Raw genomic sequence first — 21,460 nt, 5'->3', positions numbered from 1 at the left:
AACGTTGATGTCGAATTCTTATGACTCCTCAAGTATCAAAGTTCTGAAAGGGCTTGATGCGGTACGCAAACGCCCTGGCATGTATATCGGCGATACGGATGACGGCACCGGTCTGCATCACATGGTATTCGAGGTCGTGGATAACGCCATTGACGAAGCGCTCGCCGGTTACTGTAGTGACATTATGGTGACCATCCATGCCGATAACTCGGTATCGGTGCAGGATGATGGCCGTGGTATCCCAACGGGTATTCACCCGGAAGAGGGCGTATCGGCGGCTGAAGTCATCATGACAGTACTGCATGCGGGCGGTAAGTTCGACGACAACTCCTATAAAGTTTCCGGTGGTCTGCACGGCGTGGGTGTTTCCGTGGTTAACGCCCTGTCGCAGAAACTGGAACTGACCATTCGTCGCGATGGCAAAGTGCATCAGCAAACCTACGTACACGGCGTGCCACAGGCACCGCTGGCCGTGGTGGGTGACACCGATGCCACCGGTACACGCGTGCGTTTCTGGCCGAGCCATGAAACCTTCACCAATGTGACGGAATTTGAGTACGACATCCTGGCAAAACGCCTGCGTGAACTGTCGTTCCTCAATTCTGGCGTGTCGATTCGCCTTGAAGACAAGCGCGATGATAAAAACGACCATTACCACTATGAAGGGGGTATCAAGGCGTTTGTTGAATACCTCAACCGCAACAAAAACCCGATTCACCCCAATGTGTTCTATTTCTCTACCGAGAAGGACGGGATTGGTGTGGAAGTGGCGTTGCAGTGGAATGATGGTTTCCAGGAAAACATCTACTGCTTCACCAACAACATTCCGCAGCGTGATGGCGGTACTCACCTTGCGGGCTTCCGTGCGGCGATGACGCGTACCCTGAATGCCTATATGGACAAAGAAGGTTACAGCAAAAAAGCCAAAGTCAGCGCCACCGGCGATGACGCGCGTGAAGGTCTGATTGCCGTGGTATCGGTAAAAGTACCGGACCCGAAATTCTCCTCGCAGACCAAAGACAAGCTGGTTTCCTCAGAAGTGAAATCGGCGGTTGAACAGCAGATGAACGAACTGCTGGCTGAGTACCTGCTGGAAAACCCGTCTGACGCGAAAATCGTCGTCGGTAAAATTATTGATGCAGCGCGTGCACGTGAAGCGGCACGCCGTGCCCGTGAAATGACCCGCCGTAAAGGCGCGCTGGATCTGGCTGGTCTGCCGGGCAAACTGGCGGATTGTCAGGAACGCGACCCGGCGCTGTCCGAAATCTACCTGGTGGAGGGTGACTCCGCAGGCGGTTCAGCCAAACAGGGCCGTAACCGTAAGAACCAGGCGATTCTGCCGCTGAAAGGTAAAATCCTTAACGTTGAGAAAGCGCGTTTCGACAAGATGCTTTCCTCGCAGGAAGTGGCCACGCTTATCACCGCGCTGGGCTGCGGCATTGGCCGTGACGAATACAACCCGGACAAACTGCGTTACCACAGCATCATCATCATGACCGATGCGGACGTCGACGGCTCGCACATTCGTACCCTGCTGTTGACCTTCTTCTATCGTCAGATGCCGGAAATCGTGGAACGCGGTCATGTCTACATTGCTCAGCCGCCGCTGTATAAAGTGAAGAAGGGCAAGCAGGAGCAGTACATCAAAGACGACGAAGCGATGGATCAGTATCAAATCGCGATCGCTCTGGATGGTGCGACCCTGCACACCAACGCCAGTGCCCCGGCACTGGGTGGCGAGCCGCTGGAAAATCTGGTGGCGAGCTTCAACAGCACGCAGCGCATGATCAAACGTATGGAGCGCCGCTATCCGCTCGCGCTGCTGCGTAGCCTGATTTACCACCCAACCCTGAGCGATCTCAGCGATGAAGCCGCTGTTAAAGGCTGGCTGGATGGGCTGGTGGCGTACCTGACCGAGCGCGAAGCGCACGGCAGCACCTACGTCGCGCAGGTGCGTGCTAACCGTGAGCAGAACCTGTTCGAGCCGGTGCTGCGCGTGCGTACCCATGGCGTGGATACCGATTATCCGCTGGACAGCGAATTCATCGGTGGTCCGGAATACCGCAAAATCTGCGAGCTCGGCGAGAAGCTGCGTGGTCTGATCGAGGAAGACGCCTTTATCGAACGTGGCGAGCGTCGTCAACCGGTGACCAGTTTCGAACAGGCGATTGAATGGCTGGTGAAAGAGTCGCGTCGTGGTCTGTCAGTACAGCGTTACAAAGGTCTGGGCGAGATGAACCCGGAGCAGCTGTGGGAAACTACCATGGACCCGGACAGCCGCCGCATGCTGCGCGTCACCATCAAAGACGCCATCGCTGCCGACCAGCTGTTCACCACGCTGATGGGCGATGCGGTTGAACCGCGCCGCGCCTTCATCGAAGAGAACGCGCTGAAAGCGGCCAATATCGATATCTGATATGCCCAAACCCTTCCCAGCCGGGAAGGGTTTTTTGTTTCTGCCTCCGTTGTTACCCGCCTGACATTTCCTTTTTTGCTTAAAAAACATCTGCGTTAGCTTTTGTTTGCTTCCGTTTTTTCCCGTGCGCTGCGATCCGTGTCACTTACATCTGCGGGCTGCTCCCTTACGCTTTTGGCGAAGCGGAGGGGATGACGCATGTTTCTGGAAGAACGACGCAACCAAATACTGAAATGGCTGGATGAACACGATCGTGTCACGGTGAACGGGCTGGCAAGTCAGCTTGGCGTGACGCGCGAAACCATTCGTACCGATCTCGGCGCACTGGCGCGTGAAGGGTTGGTACAGCGCTGCTATGGCGGGGCCATCGCGCTGCGCCGCAACCTGCAGGAAAAGCTGATCAGCGGAAGCGGCGGTAATTTTGAAGTGCTGCTGGAGCGGTTGCAGGCGCGACAAACGGTCGCCAAAGTCTCAGAAAAGAACGGAAAAGTGTGCATTCTGGGCGCGTTCAACGTGGATATCGTAGCGAAAGTGGCGCGCTTCCCCCGGGGCGGCGAGTCGCTGCTGGCGCTGGGCAGTACCCTCGGACCGGGGGGCAAAGGTGCTAACCAGGCGATGGCCGCCAGCTGTGCCGGTACGCGGGTGCATTTTGTCGCCAAGGTCGGCATTGATCAGTTCAGCAAATTTGCCTTCGACCACCTTTCTGCCTCCGGTATTCACTCGTTCCGTTTGTATCAGACCGATCGCGAGCCAACCGGTAGCGCCATCATTTACGTCTCGCAGGAGAATGGCGAGAACATGATCGCCATCTATTCCGGCGCGAACAAAACCTTCACCGACGACGAAATTGCTGAACTGACCCATGAGTTGTCGGATGCCAGCGTGTTGTTGCTGCAACTGGAAAACAACTTCGAGGCGACGCGTAGCGCCATCCGCCTCGCCCATACGCTGGGTGTGCGGGTGATTATGAACCCGGCACCGTTTTCCGCCGAGGTGCTGAGTTGTCTGGCAATGATCGATGTGCTGACCCCCAACGAGACTGAAGCCTCGCTGCTGTCAGGCATTGAAATCGTCGATCTTGCCAGTGCGCGCGCAGCGGCCCAGGCCATCGTTCAGCTCGGTGCTCGCCGCGTCATCATCACCATGGGTTCACGTGGTGCGTTACTGCTTGATAATCAACAATTTAATCATATTCCCGCTTTCCCGGCGCTGAGCGTTGACACCACCGGTGCAGGCGATGCCTTTAACGGTGCGCTGGCTGCCGCGCTGGCGCAGGGGCAAAGCCTGTTGCAGGCCGCCACCTGGGCATCCGCCTTTGCGGCGCTGGCTGTGGAACGTGAAGGTGCCAGCAATATGCCGGATCGACAACAGGTTATGGCCCGACTTCATCAACGATAACAAATCACAGCGGTGGAACCGCTGGCAGGAGAGATCATGAAAAAAATCGAAGGCATTGTGCCGGTTATGCTTACCCCGTTTACCGCCGACAACCAGGTTGATTACCCAGGACTGGAGCGACTGATTAACTGGTATCTGGCGGAAGGCGTCGATGCGCTGTTTGCCGTGTGTCAGTCAAGCGAGATGCAGTTCCTCAGCCTTGAGGAACGTGTGGAGCTGGCGAAGTTTGTGGTGGAAAAAGTGCAGGGCCGTGTACCGGTGATTGCCTCTGGCCATATCAGCGATGATCTGGCTGAACAAACCACGGAGTTGCAGTCGATGGCGAACACCGGCATTGATGCGCTGGTGCTGGTCACCAACCACCTCGACCCGAAAAACGAAGGCAGCGCCACTTTCTACGCGCACCTCAATCATCTGCTCAACGCGCTGCCAGTTTCCATGCCACTCGGCCTGTACGAGTGCCCGGCCCCGTACCGTCGTCTGCTGAGCGATGAAGAGTTCAGCTTCTGCGCCAACAGCGGCCGTTTCGTGGTGCTGAAAGACGTGAGCTGCGATCTGCCGACCGTGACCCGCCGCGTACAGCTGGCCGAAGGCACACCGCTGGCGGTGATCAACGCCAACGCCGCCATCGCCTGGCCAGCCATGCAGGCCGGTTCCAAAGGCTTCAGCGGCGTCTTCACCAACTTCCATCCGGGCCTGTATCACTGGCTTTACCACCACGGTGCGCAGCAGGCGGAGAAAGCCCATGAGCTGTCGCTGTTCCTGTCGCTCAGTGCGGTAACGGAAACTCTCGGTTATCCGAAAAACGCCAAAATCTACCATCAGCGCCTCGGCACTTTTGCCAGTGAACATTGCCGCGTCAACAAAGACAACGTGCTGGAGAAATTCTGGGGACTGGGCGTACTGCTCGAACAGATCCGCGATGGCAGCCAGATTTGGCAGCAGCGTATCGAAAACCTCTGAGGAGAATGTGTAGCGGCGCGATTTATCGCGCCTGTTATTCGACAAAACCCGCGCGATAAATCGCGCCGCTACGGCTGTACCTGAACCCACTAACGATAACGACAGGGAAAACACCATGATTGTATGTGATAGCCAGGACTGGGCGCGCGAGCGCCATGCTTTCCACCCCATCGTCGATCAGGCACTGCGCTGGATTGCCGATACCGATTTCAGCCAGCTGGCGACCGGCAAGTACGACCTGCTGCCGGATAACCAGATGTTCTGCCTGGTGCAGGAGATGGAGACCGAACCGGCCAGCGATCGTCGCGCCGAGTCGCATTTTAACTACGTTGATATCCAGTACCTGCTGGCCGGGCGCGAGAATATTGGCGTGGCACGTGTGCATCCCCGGCATGTCATCATCGAAGATCTGCGTGCGGAACGCGACGTGGTGTTTTATCAGGAGACGATTGATGAATCGATGATCACCCTGACGCCGGGCATGTTCGCGCTGTTTTTCCCGCATGATGTTCATCGTCCTTGCTGCGCCGCGCCTGAAGCGCAGCCGATCCGTAAGGCAGTGATCAAAATTCATCTCAACCTGTTCACTTCACCGGGGGCGATGCAATGAAAACCTCTGTGAATACGCTGTCCGGCGCAGCGGTGGCACAACCCACGCTAGTGGGGAAATTGCGCTGGGGCATTATCACCATCCTGCTGCTGGCGGCGGTGGTGAACTACCTTGATCGCGCTAACCTGAGTATCGCCAACACCACCATCGCGGCCGAATTTGGTTTCTCGCAAACCGAGATGGGCTTGTTGTTATCCGCGTTTCTCTGGCCTTACGCGCTGGCTAACCTGCCGGCAGGCTGGCTGGTGGATAAGTTTGGTCCGAAGAAAATGTTCTCCTGGGCGCTGGGGTTATGGTCAGGGTTTACCGTGCTGGCTGCCTTTGTGAACAGCTATAGCTTCTTCTATGGCCTGCGCATGATGCTGGGTATCTCTGAATCCCCGTTCTTTACCTCTGGTATCAAAATCACCCATCGCTGGTTTGGTGAAAACGAACGTGGTTTGCCCACCGCGATCATCAATACCGGTTCGCAGATCGCCAACGCCATTGCGCCGCCGATCCTCACCGTGCTGCTGCTGACCTTTGGCTGGCGTGGCATGTTTGTTGCCATCGGTCTGATGGGAATTCCTTTGCTGCTGGCGTGGTGGAAATTCTATCGCGATCCTGAAGCACGCGAAGATGCGTTGCTGCATGCCGGTCAGCGCAGCGAGGCCGCGCCGGAAGAGAAAGCCCAGGCGAGCTGGGGCGCGTTGTTCCGCCACAGCACCACCTGGTTTATGGTGATCGGTAACTTCTCCATCATGTTCACCATCTGGGTTTATCTCACCTGGCTGCCGGGCTATCTGGAAAAATCCCTTGGCTTCAGCCTGAAAGCCACCGGCTGGATCGCCTCGATTCCTTTCCTGTGCGGCATTCTGGGTGTGCTGGTCGGCGGTATGTTGTCGGATCGCCTGGTGCGCAGCGGCGTTCGCGCCATCACCGCGCGTAAAATCCCGGTGGTGACCGGTGCGGCGCTGGCAGCCTGCTTTGTGGCACCGATTCCTTTTGTCGACAGTACGCCGCTGGCGATTACCCTGCTGGCACTCGGTTATTTCTGTTCGCAGATGCCGCAGGGCGCGCTCTGGACGCTGGCGACGGACATCGCGCCAAAATCACAGGTGGCGTCTCTGGGGGCGATCCAGAACTTCGGTGGTTTCCTCGGTGCGGCGATGGCGCCGATTGTCACCGGCATCATCCTCGATACCACCGGCAAGTTCACCAATGTATTCCTGCTGGGCGCGGCATTGCTGATGATTGGCGCGCTGAGTTACGGCCTGTTTGTGCGTAAACCACTGGGGAACTGATACGCAAGGTGCCGTTTGTGTCGATAAACTGGTCAATGTGAGCTGAATCGCGCTAGCATGGATGCAAACCCTGAATTAACGAGGACGTTATGGCGATAAAACTGATTGCGATTGATATGGACGGCACCCTGCTTAATCCGTACCACCTCATCACCCCGGCAGTAAAATCGGCGATTGGGCGTGCACGCGACAAAGGCGTTGCGATCGTACTGGCAACAGGCCGCCCTTTTGTCGGTGTCGAGCGCTATCTGCAGGAGCTGGATTTGCGTCAACCGGGTCAGTACTGCATCAGCAATAACGGTGCGCTGGTGCAACGCGCCGATAGCGGTGAGAGCGTGGCAGAAGTGACGCTGAGTTTTGATGATTTTCGCTATGTCGAACAGCTGGCGCGTGAACTTGGCGTGCATTTCCATGCTTTCGACCACTCCTCGCTGTATACGCCGAACAAAGACCTCAGTGAATACACCATCCATGAAGCCAGCCTGACTGGCATTCCGGTGCGCTATCGTGCCGTGGAAGAGATGGACCCGGCGACGCGCTTCCCGAAACTGATGATGATCGACAAGCCCGAACTGCTGGATAAAGCGATTACCGCACTGCCAGCACGCGCCCGCGACAGCTACACCATTTTGAAAAGCGCGCCTTATTACCTCGAAATCCTCGATCCGCGCGTTAACAAAGGCTATGGCGTCAAAATGCTGGCGGAAAAACTCGGCCTGCAACAGTCAGAAGTGATGGCGATTGGCGATCAGGAAAATGACCTGGCGATGATTGAGTACGCCGGAACCGGCGTGGCGATGGGTAACGCGATTGATTCAGTGAAAAGCATCGCGCAGTTCGTCACCAAAACCAATATGGAAGATGGCGTTGCCTACGCTATCGAAGAGTTAGTGCTGTAACCTGTCTCACATACTGTAGCGGCGCGATTTATCGCGCCGCTACCGCTTTGCTCTCTGACTTTTCCCACTTATCCCCGTTATGCATCTGCGTATGTGTTGTCTATTTTGTGATCCATATTGTAGTACGAGATTGGTTGATGGTACTACAATCTGCACCAGAGGTTGAGACGGTGCAGATTGTAGTACTCTGAGGGTACACCGCCTTTCATTGAATGGAACATCATGACGCAAGAACAATTGAGCAAAACCGAGCGCATCATCCTGACGCTGGGGGAAGAGATTGTGGCAGGGAAGTTTGCACCGGGCGGCGCGTTGCCCGCCGAAGCTGAACTCTGTGAACGCTTTGCTACCTCGCGCAACATCATCCGTGAAGTATTTCGTTCGCTGATGGCCAAACGCCTGGTGGAGATGAAGCGCTATCGCGGCGCGTTTGTCACCGCGCGTAACCAGTGGAATTACCTCGATAGCGATGTCCTGCAATGGGCGCTGGCGCACGATCAGGACCCGCGTCTGATTGCCGCAATGAACGAAGTCCGTGTGCTGGTGGAGCCGCAGATTGCGCGCTGGTCTGCCGAGCGCGCCACCTCCAACGATTTAGCGGCGATTGAACAGGCATTTAACGACATGGTGGCGAATCACCTCGATCGGGATGCCTTTAACGAGGCGGACATTCGCTACCACGAAGCGGTGCTGGCCTCGGTGCATAACCCGGTTTTGCAGCAGCTCAACGTGGCGATCAGCCAGCTGCAAAAGGCGGTGTTCGCCAAAACCTACATGCCGGACGAAGGCAATATGCCGCGCACCCTGGCCGAGCACAAAGCGCTGTTTGACGCGATTCGCCATCAGGATGCGAACGCTGCCGAACAGGCCGCTAAAGCGATGATCGCCAGCTCAACGGCACGACTAAAGGAGTTTATGTGACCAGCTATATCGCGATTGACTGGGGATCCACCAATCTACGCGCCTGGCGTTATCAGCAGGGGGAATGCATCGATGAACGTCGTTCCGAAGCGGGTGTGACCCGCCTGAACGGGCGCACCCCGGCTGAGGTCTTTGCCAGCGTCACCGCAGGCTGGCCGGTGGATGAGGTGCCGGTGGTGATGGCCGGTATGGTCGGCAGCAATGCCGGCTGGCTTTCGGTGCCATATCTGAGCTGTCCGGTGGCGCTGAGCGCACTGGCAGGCCGCCTGACCCGCGTGGAGGATAAAGCGTGGATCGTGCCGGGATTGTGCGTCGAACGTGTGGACAACTACAACGTAATGCGCGGTGAGGAAACGCAGCTGTTGGGCGCACTGGCCCTGCATCCGGCGTCGTTGTATGTGATGCCCGGCACGCATGCCAAGTGGGTGCAGATGGAACAGGACCGCGTCATCGACTTCCGTACCGTGATGACCGGGGAGCTTCATCATCTGCTGCTGACGCAATCCCTGATTGGCGCGGGCCTGCCACAGCAGGAAGACAATGCGACTGCTTTCCGCGCGGGCCTCGATATCGGCAGCCATGACCGCTCGATTCTGGCGCGTTTGTTTGAAGTGCGTGCGGCGCATGTGCTGGGCGCGCGCGACCGTCGCCATATCAGCGATTTCCTGTCTGGCCTGCTGATCGGCCATGAAGTGGCGCAGATGACGGCAACCACAGCGGCACAACCGATCACCATTATTGCTGGCAGCGCGCTGGCGCAGCGTTACCAGCAGGCGCTGCATTTTATCGGACATGATTCAGTCACGCTGGAAGGTGACCGTGCCTTCCAGCACGGAATAAGGAGCATTGCCCATGAACTGGCAAACTAAGTTACCGCTGATCGCCATCCTGCGTGGCATCAGGCCGGAAGAGGCCGAGGCACACGTTGGCGCACTCATTGAGGCGGGTTTTGATGCCATCGAAATCCCACTTAACTCACCGGACTGGGCCAGCAGCATTGGCGCGATGGTGAACACCTTTGGCGATAAAGCGCTGATCGGTGCCGGTACGGTGCTGACGCCCGCCCAGGTGGATCAACTGGCAACGCTTAACAGTAAGCTGGTGGTGACGCCGAATACCGACGCGGCGGTGATTCGCCAGGCGGTGGCCTGCGGCATGACGGTGGCTGCCGGATGCGCGACGGCCACCGAAGCCTTTACCGCCCTGCAGGCTGGCGCACAGGCGCTGAAAATCTTCCCATCATCGGCGTTCGGTCCCGGTTACATCAAAGCATTGAAAGCGGTGCTACCGCCGGAAGTGCCGGTGTTTGCCGTCGGCGGTGTGACGCCAGAAAACCTGCATGAATTCCTTGCCGCGGGCTGTATCGGTGCGGGCTTAGGCAGCGATCTCTATCGCGCCGGTCAGCCGTTGACGCGTACCGTGGAGAAGGCCCGCGCATTTATTGCTGCTTATAAGGACGCTGTACGATGAAAATTACCAAACTGACGACTTACCGCCTGCCCCCGCGCTGGATGTTCCTGAAAATCGAGACCGATGAAGGCATCGTCGGCTGGGGTGAGCCGGTGATTGAAGGCCGCGCGCGCAGTGTCGAGGCGGCGGTGCATGAGCTGTCGGAGTATCTGGTGGGTCAGGACCCGGCACGCATCAACGATTTATGGCAGGTGATGTACCGTGGTGGTTTTTATCGCGGCGGCCCGATTCTGATGAGCGCCATCGCCGGTATCGATCAGGCGTTGTGGGACATCAAAGGCAAGGCGCTTGGCGTGCCGGTGTATCAGTTGCTGGGTGGTCTGGTGCGTGACAGCATCAAAGCCTACAGCTGGGTCGGTGGTGATCGCCCGGCGGAAGTGATCGATGGCATCAAAAAACTGCGCACCATTGGCTTCGACACCTTCAAGCTGAACGGCTGTGAAGAGATGGGGATCATTGATAATTCACGTAAAATTGATGCAGCGGTCAATACCGTGGCGCAGATTCGTGAAGCCTTTGGCAAGGATATTGAGTTTGGCCTCGATTTCCACGGTCGCGTCAGTGCGCCGATGGCGAAAGTGTTGATTAAAGAGCTGGAACCTTACCGTCCGCTGTTTATTGAGGAACCGGTACTGGCGGAGCAGGCGGAATATTATCCGCGTCTGGCCGCGCAAACCCATCTGCCGATTGCGGCCGGTGAGCGCATGTTCTCACGCTTCGAATTCAAACGTGTGCTGGATGCCGGTGGCCTGGCAATTCTGCAACCGGACCTGTCCCATGCGGGCGGCATCACCGAATGCTTTAAGATCGCGGCCATGGCGGAATCTTACGATGTGGCGCTGGCTCCGCACTGTCCACTCGGACCGATTGCACTGGCGGCCTGCCTGCATGTCGATTTCGTCTCACGTAATGCGGTGTTCCAGGAGCAGAGCATGGGCATTCACTATAATCAGGGCGCAGAACTGCTCGATTACGTGATCAATAAAGACGATTTTAAAATGGATGACGGCCATTTCTATCCATTAAATAAACCGGGTCTTGGCGTAGAAATTAATGAAGAGCTGGTCATTGAGCGCAGTAAAAATGCGCCGGACTGGCGTAATCCATTGTGGCGCTTCCCGGATGGTTCTGTCGCTGAATGGTAATTTGATTACGCTCTGAATTTATTAAATCTCTGATAACGATGTGCCGGTAAATAAGGCGCAGGGCCTCGTTCACGCTTTATTTATTGTCACCACCGGCGCGCAGCCTTATCCGGCTGTGCAGGATAGCTGCGTGCCTTATTTGCCGCCATGGGCGGTTATTACCGATATTGATACCCTACGTATCCGGAGAAACACCATGGATCTCTCTGCCGTTCAGGCCCGACCGACGCGCCGCCGTTATATCACGTTATTGATGATATTTATTACGGTGGTAATTTGTTATGTCGATCGCGCTAATTTAGCCGTCGCTTCAGCTCATATTCAGCAGGAATTTGGTATCACCAAAGCGGAAATGGGTTATGTCTTTTCCGCCTTCGCCTGGTTATATACGCTGTGCCAGATTCCCGGTGGCTGGTTTCTCGATCGCGTTGGCTCACGCTTAACCTATTTTATTGCTATCTGCGGCTGGTCGATCGCCACCTTATGCCAGGGCTTTGCCGGTGGTTTATTGTCGCTGATCGGCCTGCGCGCCATTACCGGCGTCTTCGAAGCCCCGGCGTTTCCGACCAATAACCGTCTGGTGACCAGCTGGTTCCCGGAGCACGAACGCGCCTCGGCGGTGGGTTTCTACACTTCCGGCCAGTTTGTTGGTCTGGCATTCCTGACGCCGCTGCTGATCTGGATTCAGGAGCTGTTGAGCTGGCATTGGGTGTTTATCCTCACCGGAGCAATTGGCCTGGTCTGGTCACTGGTGTGGATTAAGGTTTATCAGGCACCGAGCCAGAGCAAAGGCATCAACCAGGCCGAGCTGGACTATATTCGTGAAGGCGGCGCTATGGTGGAAGGGGATGCGCCCACTGAGAAGAAAACCCGCAGCCGGGTGACCGCTGCCGACTGGAAACTGGTGTTCCACCGTAAACTGTGCGGCGTTTATCTCGGCCAGTTTGCCGTGACCTCAACCCTGTGGTTCTTCCTGACCTGGTTCCCGAACTACCTGACGCAGGAAAAACACATCGGCGCGCTGACGGCGGGCTTTATGACCACCGTCCCTTTCCTCGCCGCTTTTGTCGGGGTGATTCTTTCCGGCATCGTGGCGGACCGACTGGTGCGCAGTGGCCGTTCACTGGGTTTTGCACGTAAAACGCCGATTATCTGTGGCCTGCTGATCTCCACCTGCATTATGGGAGCCAACTATACCAACGACCCGATGTGGATTATGGCGCTAATGGCGCTGGCGTTCTTCGGTAACGGCTTCGCGTCAATTACCTGGTCATTGGTTTCGTCGCTGGCCCCGGTACGGCTGATTGGCCTGACTGGCGGTATGTTTAACTTTATCGGTGGCCTGGGTGGCATCAGCGTACCGCTGGTGGTGGGGTATCTGGCGCAGGATTACGGTTTCGCCCCGGCGCTGGTCTATATCTCGGTGGTGGCGCTGATCGGTGCACTTTCTTATATCCTACTGGTTGGTGATGTGAAGCGCGTCGGTTGATGGCGTTGCGCCCTGCCGGAGCACTGGCCCGGCAGGGCAGAATCGCGTAGTTTGTCTGGCAACTGTTGGATGTAAGGTTGCCCCATGTCAGAAAAACAACTCACCTTTGCAGAACGTCATCACCAGCTCACCAATATCAACGTCTGGACTGCCGACAGCCAATGGCTGGCGTTTGATGTCCGGCCTTCCGGTGCTTCCTTTACCAGCCTGACCATTGAGCGCGTTAATGTGCAGAGCGGCGCTGTGGAAGTGCTGTATCAGGCACGCGACGGTGCTTATGTTGGCGTGGTCACGGTCAGCCCGGATCTGCCGCCACGCTACGTTTGCATTCACGGCCCGGAACGTCCCGATGCGCACTGGCATTACGATTTCCACCATCGTCGTGGCGTGATTGTGCAGCGAGGTATCGCGGAAAATCTCGATGCCTGTGATATCACCGCGCCCTACACACCAGGCGCGCTGCGCGGCGGTTCCCATGTCCATGTCTTCAGCCCGGATGGTTCACGTCTCAGCTTCACTTATAACGATCATGTGATGCATGAAAAGGATGTGCGCGATGACCTGCGCAACGTCGGTGTTGCTGTGCCACTGCATCCGGTGTGTCCGCCAAAGCAGCATCCACGCGAATACGAAGGCAGCCATTATTGTGTGCTGGTCAGCCAGACACAGCGCTGCCCGCAGCCGGGTAGCGACCAAATCGATCGGGCGTATGAGGAGTGCTGGATTGGCGATCGTGGCTATCAAAAGCCAGACGGCAGCTGGCAGCGCTGGGCCATTGCGTTTATTGGTGATACGCGGGCAGCCAGTGGCGACAAAGTGCCGGAGGTGTTTGTGGCGGATTTGCCGGATGCGCTGGCAGATTACGCGAAGCCGGGAACGGTGCCGCTACAGGGAACCGTGGATAAATTGCCTGCGCCACCGGCCGGGGTTCAGCAGCGTCGCGTGACCCAGAGCAAAGGGCTGGCTTTACAGCCGCGTCATTGGTTGCGCGCTGCGCCGGACGGTAGTGCCATTGCTTTTCTGCTGGCGGATGACAACGGCGTGGTGCAGCTGTGGACAGTCTCCCCCAACGGTGGGATGCCGCGGCAGATAACGCAGCTGGAAAGCAGCATTCAGTCAGCCTTTAGCTGGCATCCTGGCGGGGAGGCGCTCGCCTTTATCTGCGATAACAGCGTGATGCGCTGCGCGTGGACATCAGGTAAATGCACCCGACTGACGCCGCGCAGTGAACTGCCGCCATCCGGTGACGCGGTGGTCTGGTCGCCAGATGGGCAGAAGATTGCGTATATGCGAGAAGTTAACGGCTGGCGACAGCTGTTCTGCGTCACTGCGCTTCCGCGGGCATAGCGGCAGCGGTAGACAGGCTGGCCTGGGTACCGGCCAGCTTCTCGCTTTGCCGCACGCGCTCACGCGGTGAGTCGATCGATTTGTCATCATCGTGGCGGAAGTAATCCCACGGCAGCAGGATGGTATCCATTACCGCTGAGAACGGCAGATCAATCGCGACCAGCGGTTTCATTGCCCAGCTGGTGTGATCATCGGTCAGCATTTCCGCGCTGGCGCGGGTGCCGGGGTAATAACCCTGGCTGGCGCCAGTATGGGACATGACGCTGGAACAACCGGAGGTGGTACATGCACAGCAGACCAACAGGCCTGGCAGCGAAAAGCGTTTCATTATATTCATCGTCTTCATCCCTTCAGTCATGGCATGGCCCTGGCTGGAGTGTGTCACCTGCGTCGCATCACTCTGGGGTGATGTCCTGATTCTCAGGCGAATAATTTCCTGAGTGTATGCTATTTCATCAGAATTGCTGCAAGAAAATCCTGATGAAAACTTGAAAGCGACAAAACCGCACCCACTTTTAGGATAAGGTCACGCTGCTTTTGCCGACAGGGAGAGCAACGGGCCGCACAACCTGTCCATGGTGGAAGGTTGCCAAAACTTGCTGAATATCAGGAGTCCTAATATGCGTAATTTTGATCTCTCTCCGCTTTATCGTTCTGCTATTGGTTTCGATCGTCTGTTTAACCTGCTGGAATCCAATCAGAACCAGGCCAATGGTGGCTACCCTCCGTATAACGTCGAGCTGGTAGACGAAAACCACTACCGTATCACCATTGCCGTAGCGGGCTTTGCTCAAACTGAGCTGGATATCACCTCACACGACAATATGCTGGTTGTGCGCGGCGCGCATCCTGAGGAACAACAGGAACGCAAATACCTGTACCAGGGCATCGCCGAGCGTAACTTTGAGCGAAAATTCCAGCTGGCAGACCATATCATCGTGCGCGATGCGCGCCTCGAAAATGGCCTGTTAAGCATCGATCTGGAACGCATCGTCCCCGAAGAGGCGAAACCGCGTCGGATTGAAATTTTGAAATAAGAGTCAGCGTTAACTGTCACCTTCAGAACCGCAATCCTGTCAAAGGACTGCGGTTCTTTTCCCACTAAATAAGCGCTTTATTTATTGATTTTTCATTAAGCGTCTTGCACGTCGCACAACCATGAAACCCTAATGCTATCATCACTTCCTCAGAAAATAATTGTTCGCTGTGTTGATTTATTTTGATTATTTTGCTGATGATTTCGCTTTTGGTATTCGTCTTGAGAATATGCCATGCGGTGATGATTTTATAATCCTCAATAGACATTTTATTTTCCTGGAGCAGTTTTTCTTTGAGGTGAGAAGCATAACCATATTTATTTATTGTCTTTCTGTAAGTTTGAAAAAAAGACAACGCTTCTTCAATATATTTTCCATCCTCTTCATCTGTTGAAGATTGCAGCAGATTATTGCTTGAAACTGATTCCTTACCACTGTTTGCGTGGTGGCTTTTTTTAATCGGACTCATATGAACCCGAAAGAAAGCATTTGCCTGGGCATAGTAAGCTTCTTCATTCCGGTTAAAAGTATCGATGTTGTTAATGAAATATTGTCGATATTCTTCTATTCTGTGCTCAGGGATTTCAACAGGGATGGTGAAGTTGTTATAGTCTGACAGCAGATTTGGACAATCTTTATAATAATGATAAGTTAGCCTGTCCTGATAGAAAATCACCCTTTGCTTACGTGAATGAAACTCGGATTTTCTCTGATTCATTATTTTTATGTTGTCAGCAGTTTCTGTATTAAGGATGTCGTTCACCGCAAGCGTCATCGTCATTACCTTAAGTTCAGGTGAACTGAATATTTTTTCTTTTGTATGTGATGCTATTATTGTATGAATCGCTTTACTGGCAGAGAGAGATCTTTCATAGGGTATATCAAGGATGCCACCAATCTTAATTAAAGAATATTTTGTGATATATACAAGAGGCATTTTAATTCCCTGTCGATAATTACTTCTCTGGAGTGGAGTGAATAATATTATTATTAATTAACTGGTCAACGAAGGATTCCTGGTAGTATTGAGGATCGATTTTATTGATAATCTCCTCAATTAAATCAGTTTCCTCACTCTCCGTAGCGACAATCCGGTATAAGGTTTCAGAGATATCTTTGGTAAGTAATGAGGTTTTAGGTTCGGAACTCAAACGACTTAATAACTCGAGCATGGCATAACTTTTAGCGGGTATCTTAATTGATACGGTCTCGTAAAGATCGCGAGAATCTTTAATTGCGTTGCTCTTCATTTTTTCGATTTGATTTTTAATCATTTTTATTCACCAGTTTCTGCTCAATAAGTTGTTTGCAAAAATTATGTTCATCAGAGTGCTTTTCTAACGCGATCTCTTCTTTGCTGAGAATGTCAGTATATTGATCCTGCTCTGACAATTTGAAGTTATTATACTTATAGAGAATTTCATGCTTGATTTCCGCCCTGGCAACTTCAAATATCCAGCTTTCCTCCAGGTCATTACAGCCATCAATGATATTTTGCGAGGATAACTTATCAGCTTCAATCGCTAATAACACTTGGCTATCAAATTCGGTTACTTCAGACTTCAGTTTTTCAATTAAAATCTTTCTGATGATATTGTTGAGAATGGCCGACCTTGTTGTATCAATTTTAAGTGCCAATTCATCGATGAATTTAAGGTCTGCCCGATGTATTTTTAAATTCATTTTTTGTGGAGGTGCCGGCAATACAATTGTACTGTCAGCTGAATTGCTTAATATTTTGTCTTTGTTTATTTTTAGCATTTTTTTTACCATAATGAAAAAATGAAGTCATAAGCAGATCGTCGGTTAATGCGACGCTTGCCCCTTTTTTTTTCTGTAAAGACACTAACTGTTTTTTCAGTGAATCGGTGCATTGAATGGCTAACGCCAGTGCCTTCTCATCTAATATCAATCTCTCGCTGTTATCGCTAAAGGAGCCAAGTGACATTACTAAATTAATCACTTCCAGAGATATATTTCTTTCCGACATTCTCTTTTGCAGATGACATGATATTTTCACGGCTTCACCTCGTCAGTTTTCAGCATAATGGCACCAAAAGTGATATTGTAAAAGTACAATTTGTACCTCAATATTTAATTGTATGTTTTTAAAGGTTATTTAATTTTTTCGACGAGGCGCAGTGATCTGCTGAGAGCGACAGGAAAGACAACTGTGGGGACGGGGAATGTGATTCGGGGTGGCAGGGTTACATACCCCGACACCCCTGCGATGCGTCAGGTCCTCACCAGAAATCGCTGGCTCACCATCCCACCGAACACATTGATCAGCAGACCAAAAATAATCACCGATGCTCCGAGCATCTGCTGTGCCGACAGGGTTTCCCCCAAAATCAACGCGGCACTGAGAATCCCCACCACCGGTACCAGCAGCGACAGCGGTGCCACGCGCCAGGTTTCGTAGCGACTCAGCAGATTGCCCCAGATCGCGTATCCGATAATGGTGGCGATAAAGGCGAGGTAAATCAGCGCCAGCACGGTTTGCAGCGAGATATTCATCAGGCTGCTGACAATTGTCTCTTGCCCTTCAAACCACCATGAACAGGCAAAGAACGGCACCATCGGCACCAGCGCACTCCATACCACCAGCGACATCACCGGTACTTTGCGGTTACGCAGAATAATCTTGTTGGTGATATTGCCCAATCCCCACGACAGCGCCGCCGCCAGCGTCAGCATCATGGTGGTGAGCGTAATGCCTGCGGTGGTTTGCCCCTCCATCCCGGCGGTTGCCAGGGTAAACATGCCGAGGGTCGCCACCAGAATGCCGACGATATGGTTCCAGCGCAGTTTCTCCGCCAGCAGCAATGCGCCGAGTATCAGGGTGAAAAAGGCCTGCGCCTGCACCACCAGCGATGCCAGCCCGGCTGGCATACCCAGCTTGATGGCGAGGAACAGAAAGGCGAACTGACCAAAACTGATGGTCATGCCATACACCACCAGCCAGCGCAGCGGAATGGCCGGGCGTTTAACGAAAAAGATCGCCGGGAATGCCACCAGAGTAAAACGCAGTCCTGCCAGCAAAAAGGGGGGCATGCCATGCAGCCCCAGCTTAATCACCACAAAATTGACGCCCCAGGCGAGTACCACACACAGGGCTAATAAGAGATCTTTGACTGACATAAAAATTCCTTCTGCCGCGATCAGGCGGTGGCCGTCACGGGGGTGGCGATCTCTGCGCAGCAGTCATCGCCGATAACACGAAAATAATCATTCACATCCAGCGCCACTGAACGTTCCAGCAACCCGGCGTTAAACCACAGCGTACCGACATCACGCAGGCGTGAATCCACACGCAGCGCCAGCCGGTCATCAAAACTAAAGGGAGGCACCGCGCCCATCACGCACTGTGTCAGCTCCTGGGCTTTTTCCGCGGCGGCAAAGCTCGATTTTTTGCCGCCGATGGCACGGGCGGCGCTTTTGAAGTTAATTTTGCAATCACCCGGCACAATCGCCAGCAGGTAACGGGCCTCCGCGCCCTCCGGCATCGTCACTTCCAGTACCATCGCCTTTGCGGCCTGATTCAGCTCGTTACCACGGATGGCGCTGATGACATCGGTCTGACCGATGGCCTCGTGCTCAATCACACGATAATCCGCCTGATGCTGCTCCAGTTGGGTGATCACTTTCTCAAAGGTTGTCATCTTTTCTCCTCGTATGACGGGCCTCGGGTTAACTCCAGGCAATCGCGTGCTTCATCTTTTTGTCGGTGAGACCAAAGAAGAAGCCCATGGTGATGCGCGTATCGCCTTCCACCCGATCAATTTCATGATAAAAAGCAGGATTAAACAGATAGATATCGCCACTGCGCGGCGAAAATTCGCAGGTTTCGCAATGCTCAACCACGCCACTCTGGTAACCGAGTTCGCCGGGCGTTTTAAAGCGCTCGTCCACCGGCTGCCATTTCTTATTAAAGATGCGTAATTCACCCCCGGCGTTGCATTCCTGGAGGCACACTACGCAACTCAGTTGATGCAAAATATCGGTCACGGCCAGGCCGCTGCCCGCCGCATCGCGTACGATGTTGTCGTTATGCAGCGGATTTGCGACGCCATTGGCATGGAAGCGCACAATCGAACCTGCGTAATCGCCGTGTTGTGGATCGGTGGCGGTTTGCAGGCTTTCCAGCCGCAATGCGTGTTTCACCCAGTTGTAAACCTGGTCACGCAGGCAGTGCAGCGACGGCGGTAATGCGGGCTGGATATCACGCAGTTCGGTGAAATAGTTTTCCGGCGCAGCGGTATGCTTCGCCAGATAGGGGCCAAGAGTGGTCAGTGCACCGTTGGGGTAGTGGGATACCCGCACCTTTTCGCGGCAAAGTTGCAGGTCATCCACCGCCGCTTCACGCACTTCCGGGGTCAGGAAATTACGCAGCACCAGCAGCGGTACGCGCGCAGTAACAATGTCATCCAGCCAGGTACTTTCTACAAACATTTTGGGGCTAATAACGCGTATCTGATTGAAAATGGCCATGCTTGTTCACTCCGACAAAGGAATTTCATGAAGTTCATGGTTGCTCATACGACGCCAGGTGGACGCCGCGCCCAGTGCTGCAATGGGTTCAGAAGAGATAAACGTGCTGTTGTTATGCTGACAGTGGTGCAGGGTGAAGTAATCCGGGTAGGGGGTGTCATCGGGATGCCATTGCCACGCCCAGGCTTTCTCGCGGGTGACAAAAATGGCATTGGCCGCGCTGCCGCCCGGGGCCACCTGCGCCATCTTGTTGCGCAGATAATCGCGGGTGAAATCGGCAGGTGTGGCGCGATCAACCATATATTCCAGGTATTCCGCCGAGTCAAAGCGTGACTCCGTCATGCCGAGCTGCTGATACACTGTCGGCAGAAAGCCGTTGTGCATCATGTGCCACTGCGTCTGGCCGCTGGTACGCCATAGCGGATGGGAAAATTCGATGCCCTGATTTTTGCTCAGCGTGGCATGACGCACATGTACCGCGAGAAAGCGGCCACGCAGACGATCCACATCAATACCCGGCAGCGCATCGGCAAAAGTGCCGGTGCCGTGCAGCGTGCGAATATGACCCTGTTCCCGCCACAACAAGCCCCAGCCGTTCGGATGTTGTTTGATCGGGCCATCATGGGTGGCGGTTTCTCCACAGCTCATCGCGCGCGCCGCCTCCAGTACCGCTGCGGCATCAAACTGTCCGTGCGCCAGAATCATTCTGCACATAGTAAATCCCCCCGGGTGGCAAAGGACGTGACATCGAGAATTTGATGGAAGGTCGCCAGCACGTCGTCGCGGCTGTTGCCCGGCAGACGAAAGGTGGCGAGGATGCCCGCATGGCGGGTTAAATCAGCGTACAGTGAAGAGCGCGGCGAGACTTCAAGCGCAGGCAGATTGAGCGGTGGCAATAGCTGGCCGCGCTGCTGTTGGGCGATCCAGTGTTCCGCCTGACGATATTGCAGCGGCTGGCGTAAACGTAAGCGTCCTACCACCTGAGCGGCCTGGCAGAAACGCAGCTCAGGCATGCCGCGTCCCGCTTCGATGTGAAAGGCAATCTCGGCCCAGTTAATGCCGGTTACTTCCTCGACCAGATTCACCACACCCATCCCCGACAGACGGAAACCCATTTCGAGAAAATGCGGCTCGCCATTGACCACAATGAAATCGATATGAAAGGCCCCCTGACGGTAGCCAAAGGTTTCGCAGCAGAAACTCATCAGGCTGGTGAAGGAAGCTGGCAACTGTTGTGCCGCCATCGCCACATGCCCGGATTCGTAAAAGCTGATGCTACCGTCCTGATCGTTGTGAAGTTCGATCACCTTCTGGCAGCAGGTCAGCGCCACCGCGTGACCGTTATCCACCACCCCCTGGAGCGAATATTCATCGCCGCACAGCCAGCTTTCGACGATAAAGCCGGAGAAACCGCGCCCGCCGTAATTCATGGTATCGACCAGTTTATTGATCACGGTGTCGAGCTGGCTGGCCTGTTCCACCAGCCAGATACCGAGGCCGCCACCGCCATCAACCGGCTTGATCACGCACGGATAAAGCAGCGCCTCACGCGCATCGCGGATACTGAGCGGGGAAGCGAAGAAACGGAATTCCGGCTGCGGGAAACGCGGCCAGGCTTTGCGCAGCGCCATGCGTTGCGCATATTTATCCGGGGGAATAAAACCGGGACCGGCATCCGGGCCAGCCAGCATCTCGCGTACCCGTCCGGCGGAGACGTTGTAGGCTTCAAATCCCGCCAGCACCACCTGGGGATGCTCCAGCAGCCCGGCACGCAGGCAGGCCTGCAACACATCCCAGGGGTTTTCTGGTCGGTCAAGCCGCACGATCAGATCGAACGGCAGCGTAAAGCTGAGCGACTGGTAATCGATAAAATCGCCCATCTCCGCCAGCACGGTAAAATAGCCTTCGCGTTTCGCCACGGCGCAGTACGGGTTTTGCCCGTCACGGGTCGCGCCAATCTGCAGGAATATCTTTCTCATCGCTTAGCCTTA

The 21,460-nt window shown here is 54.8% G+C and carries 23 protein-coding genes; 13 read left to right on the top strand and 10 right to left on the bottom strand.

Annotation, left to right across the window (positions count from 1 at the left end):
* Positions 1–7 precede the first annotated feature (7 nt).
* From gyrB to RCF31_RS12805, 12 genes are all read left to right on the top strand, one after another.
* Entirely contained in the window at positions 8–2,416 is a 2,409-nt protein-coding gene (gyrB, locus tag RCF31_RS12860; RefSeq protein WP_299455656.1) for a DNA topoisomerase (ATP-hydrolyzing) subunit B, read from the top strand.
* 198 nt (positions 2,417–2,614) lie between these two features.
* Positions 2,615–3,814 (top strand): PfkB family carbohydrate kinase, encoded by a 1,200-nt coding sequence (locus RCF31_RS12855; RefSeq protein WP_416410840.1) that lies wholly within the window; start codon positions 2,615–2,617, stop codon positions 3,812–3,814.
* 36 nt (positions 3,815–3,850) lie between these two features.
* A complete protein-coding gene (locus RCF31_RS12850) occupies positions 3,851–4,777 on the top strand; it encodes a dihydrodipicolinate synthase family protein (protein ID WP_416410839.1) in 927 nt (308 codons plus the stop codon).
* 115 nt (positions 4,778–4,892) lie between these two features.
* On the top strand, positions 4,893–5,387 hold the full coding sequence (locus tag RCF31_RS12845) for a YhcH/YjgK/YiaL family protein (RefSeq protein WP_416410837.1): 495 nt from the start codon (positions 4,893–4,895) through the stop codon (positions 5,385–5,387).
* Complete coding sequence (locus RCF31_RS12840; protein WP_299455650.1) at positions 5,384–6,670, top strand: MFS transporter; 1,287 nt, start codon at positions 5,384–5,386, stop codon at positions 6,668–6,670. Before RCF31_RS12845 ends, RCF31_RS12840 begins: the two co-directional genes overlap by 4 nt.
* An 89-nt stretch (positions 6,671–6,759) precedes the next feature.
* Complete coding sequence (gene yidA, locus RCF31_RS12835; protein ID WP_416410834.1) at positions 6,760–7,569, top strand: sugar-phosphatase; 810 nt, start codon at positions 6,760–6,762, stop codon at positions 7,567–7,569.
* A gap of 222 nt (positions 7,570–7,791) precedes the next feature.
* Complete coding sequence (locus tag RCF31_RS12830) at positions 7,792–8,490, top strand: FadR/GntR family transcriptional regulator (protein ID WP_084878172.1); 699 nt, start codon at positions 7,792–7,794, stop codon at positions 8,488–8,490.
* The gene (locus RCF31_RS12825) at positions 8,487–9,359 is read left to right on the top strand and encodes a 2-dehydro-3-deoxygalactonokinase (RefSeq protein ID WP_416410832.1); all 873 of its coding nucleotides are present in this window, start codon (positions 8,487–8,489) and stop codon (positions 9,357–9,359) included. Before RCF31_RS12830 ends, RCF31_RS12825 begins: the two co-directional genes overlap by 4 nt.
* Complete coding sequence (locus RCF31_RS12820) at positions 9,343–9,960, top strand: 2-dehydro-3-deoxy-6-phosphogalactonate aldolase (RefSeq protein ID WP_208717003.1); 618 nt, start codon at positions 9,343–9,345, stop codon at positions 9,958–9,960. Before RCF31_RS12825 ends, RCF31_RS12820 begins: the two co-directional genes overlap by 17 nt.
* Positions 9,957–11,105 (top strand): galactonate dehydratase, encoded by a 1,149-nt coding sequence (gene dgoD / locus RCF31_RS12815; RefSeq protein ID WP_299455644.1) that lies wholly within the window; start codon positions 9,957–9,959, stop codon positions 11,103–11,105. The genes RCF31_RS12820 and dgoD overlap by 4 nt, the downstream gene beginning before the upstream one ends.
* Before the next feature lie 196 nt (positions 11,106–11,301).
* Positions 11,302–12,594 (top strand): MFS transporter, encoded by a 1,293-nt coding sequence (locus RCF31_RS12810; RefSeq protein WP_416410829.1) that lies wholly within the window; start codon positions 11,302–11,304, stop codon positions 12,592–12,594.
* Between the two features lie 84 nt (positions 12,595–12,678).
* Positions 12,679–13,941 carry a DUF3748 domain-containing protein gene (locus RCF31_RS12805; RefSeq protein WP_416410827.1) on the top strand — a complete coding sequence of 421 codons (1,263 nt, stop codon included), beginning with the start codon at positions 12,679–12,681 and terminating at the stop codon, positions 13,939–13,941.
* Here the strand turns inward: RCF31_RS12805 and RCF31_RS12800 are convergent.
* Positions 13,919–14,278, bottom strand: a complete 360-nt coding sequence (locus tag RCF31_RS12800; RefSeq protein WP_299455640.1) for a YceK/YidQ family lipoprotein — start codon at positions 14,276–14,278, stop codon at positions 13,919–13,921. The genes RCF31_RS12805 and RCF31_RS12800 overlap by 23 nt on opposite strands.
* 283 nt (positions 14,279–14,561) lie before the next feature.
* On the opposite strand from RCF31_RS12800, the gene ibpA reads away from it, so the two are divergent.
* The gene (gene ibpA / locus RCF31_RS12795) at positions 14,562–14,978 is read left to right on the top strand and encodes a small heat shock chaperone IbpA (RefSeq protein WP_299455638.1); all 417 of its coding nucleotides are present in this window, start codon (positions 14,562–14,564) and stop codon (positions 14,976–14,978) included.
* A 64-nt stretch (positions 14,979–15,042) separates the two neighbouring features.
* On the opposite strand, the gene RCF31_RS12790 is transcribed toward ibpA, so the two are convergent.
* From RCF31_RS12790 to RCF31_RS12750, 9 genes are all read right to left on the bottom strand, one after another.
* Positions 15,043–15,915 (bottom strand): hypothetical protein, encoded by an 873-nt coding sequence (locus tag RCF31_RS12790; protein ID WP_416410825.1) that lies wholly within the window; start codon positions 15,913–15,915, stop codon positions 15,043–15,045.
* A gap of 19 nt (positions 15,916–15,934) precedes the next feature.
* Positions 15,935–16,252 carry a hypothetical protein gene (locus RCF31_RS12785; RefSeq protein ID WP_416410823.1) on the bottom strand — a complete coding sequence of 106 codons (318 nt, stop codon included), beginning with the start codon at positions 16,250–16,252 and terminating at the stop codon, positions 15,935–15,937.
* Positions 16,245–16,739, bottom strand: a complete 495-nt coding sequence (locus RCF31_RS12780) for a hypothetical protein (protein ID WP_416410821.1) — start codon at positions 16,737–16,739, stop codon at positions 16,245–16,247. Before RCF31_RS12780 ends, RCF31_RS12785 begins: the two co-directional genes overlap by 8 nt.
* A complete protein-coding gene (locus tag RCF31_RS12775; RefSeq protein ID WP_416410819.1) occupies positions 16,696–16,998 on the bottom strand; it encodes a hypothetical protein in 303 nt (100 codons plus the stop codon). The genes RCF31_RS12780 and RCF31_RS12775 overlap by 44 nt, the downstream gene beginning before the upstream one ends.
* A 215-nt stretch (positions 16,999–17,213) precedes the next feature.
* Positions 17,214–18,119, bottom strand: a complete 906-nt coding sequence (locus RCF31_RS12770) for an EamA family transporter (protein WP_416410817.1) — start codon at positions 18,117–18,119, stop codon at positions 17,214–17,216.
* Between the two features lie 20 nt (positions 18,120–18,139).
* Positions 18,140–18,640, bottom strand: a complete 501-nt coding sequence (locus RCF31_RS12765; RefSeq protein WP_299455625.1) for a YbaK/EbsC family protein — start codon at positions 18,638–18,640, stop codon at positions 18,140–18,142.
* 28 nt (positions 18,641–18,668) lie between these two features.
* Positions 18,669–19,469 carry a 2OG-Fe(II) oxygenase gene (locus RCF31_RS12760; protein WP_313684026.1) on the bottom strand — a complete coding sequence of 267 codons (801 nt, stop codon included), beginning with the start codon at positions 19,467–19,469 and terminating at the stop codon, positions 18,669–18,671.
* Between the two features lie 6 nt (positions 19,470–19,475).
* Positions 19,476–20,183, bottom strand: coding sequence for a class II glutamine amidotransferase (locus RCF31_RS12755; RefSeq protein WP_313684024.1), 708 nt, complete (start codon positions 20,181–20,183; stop codon positions 19,476–19,478).
* Complete coding sequence (locus RCF31_RS12750) at positions 20,171–21,448, bottom strand: ATP-grasp domain-containing protein (RefSeq protein WP_416410814.1); 1,278 nt, start codon at positions 21,446–21,448, stop codon at positions 20,171–20,173. Before RCF31_RS12750 ends, RCF31_RS12755 begins: the two co-directional genes overlap by 13 nt.
* Between the last annotated feature and the right edge of the window lie 12 nt (positions 21,449–21,460).

Source organism: Pantoea sp. App145, assembly GCF_047947045.1.
In the GTDB taxonomy this organism is placed as follows: Bacteria; Pseudomonadota; Gammaproteobacteria; order Enterobacterales; family Enterobacteriaceae; genus Pantoea.
The sequence above is the reverse complement of the archived record's forward strand: the minus strand, read 5'-3'. Positions and strand labels throughout refer to the sequence as shown.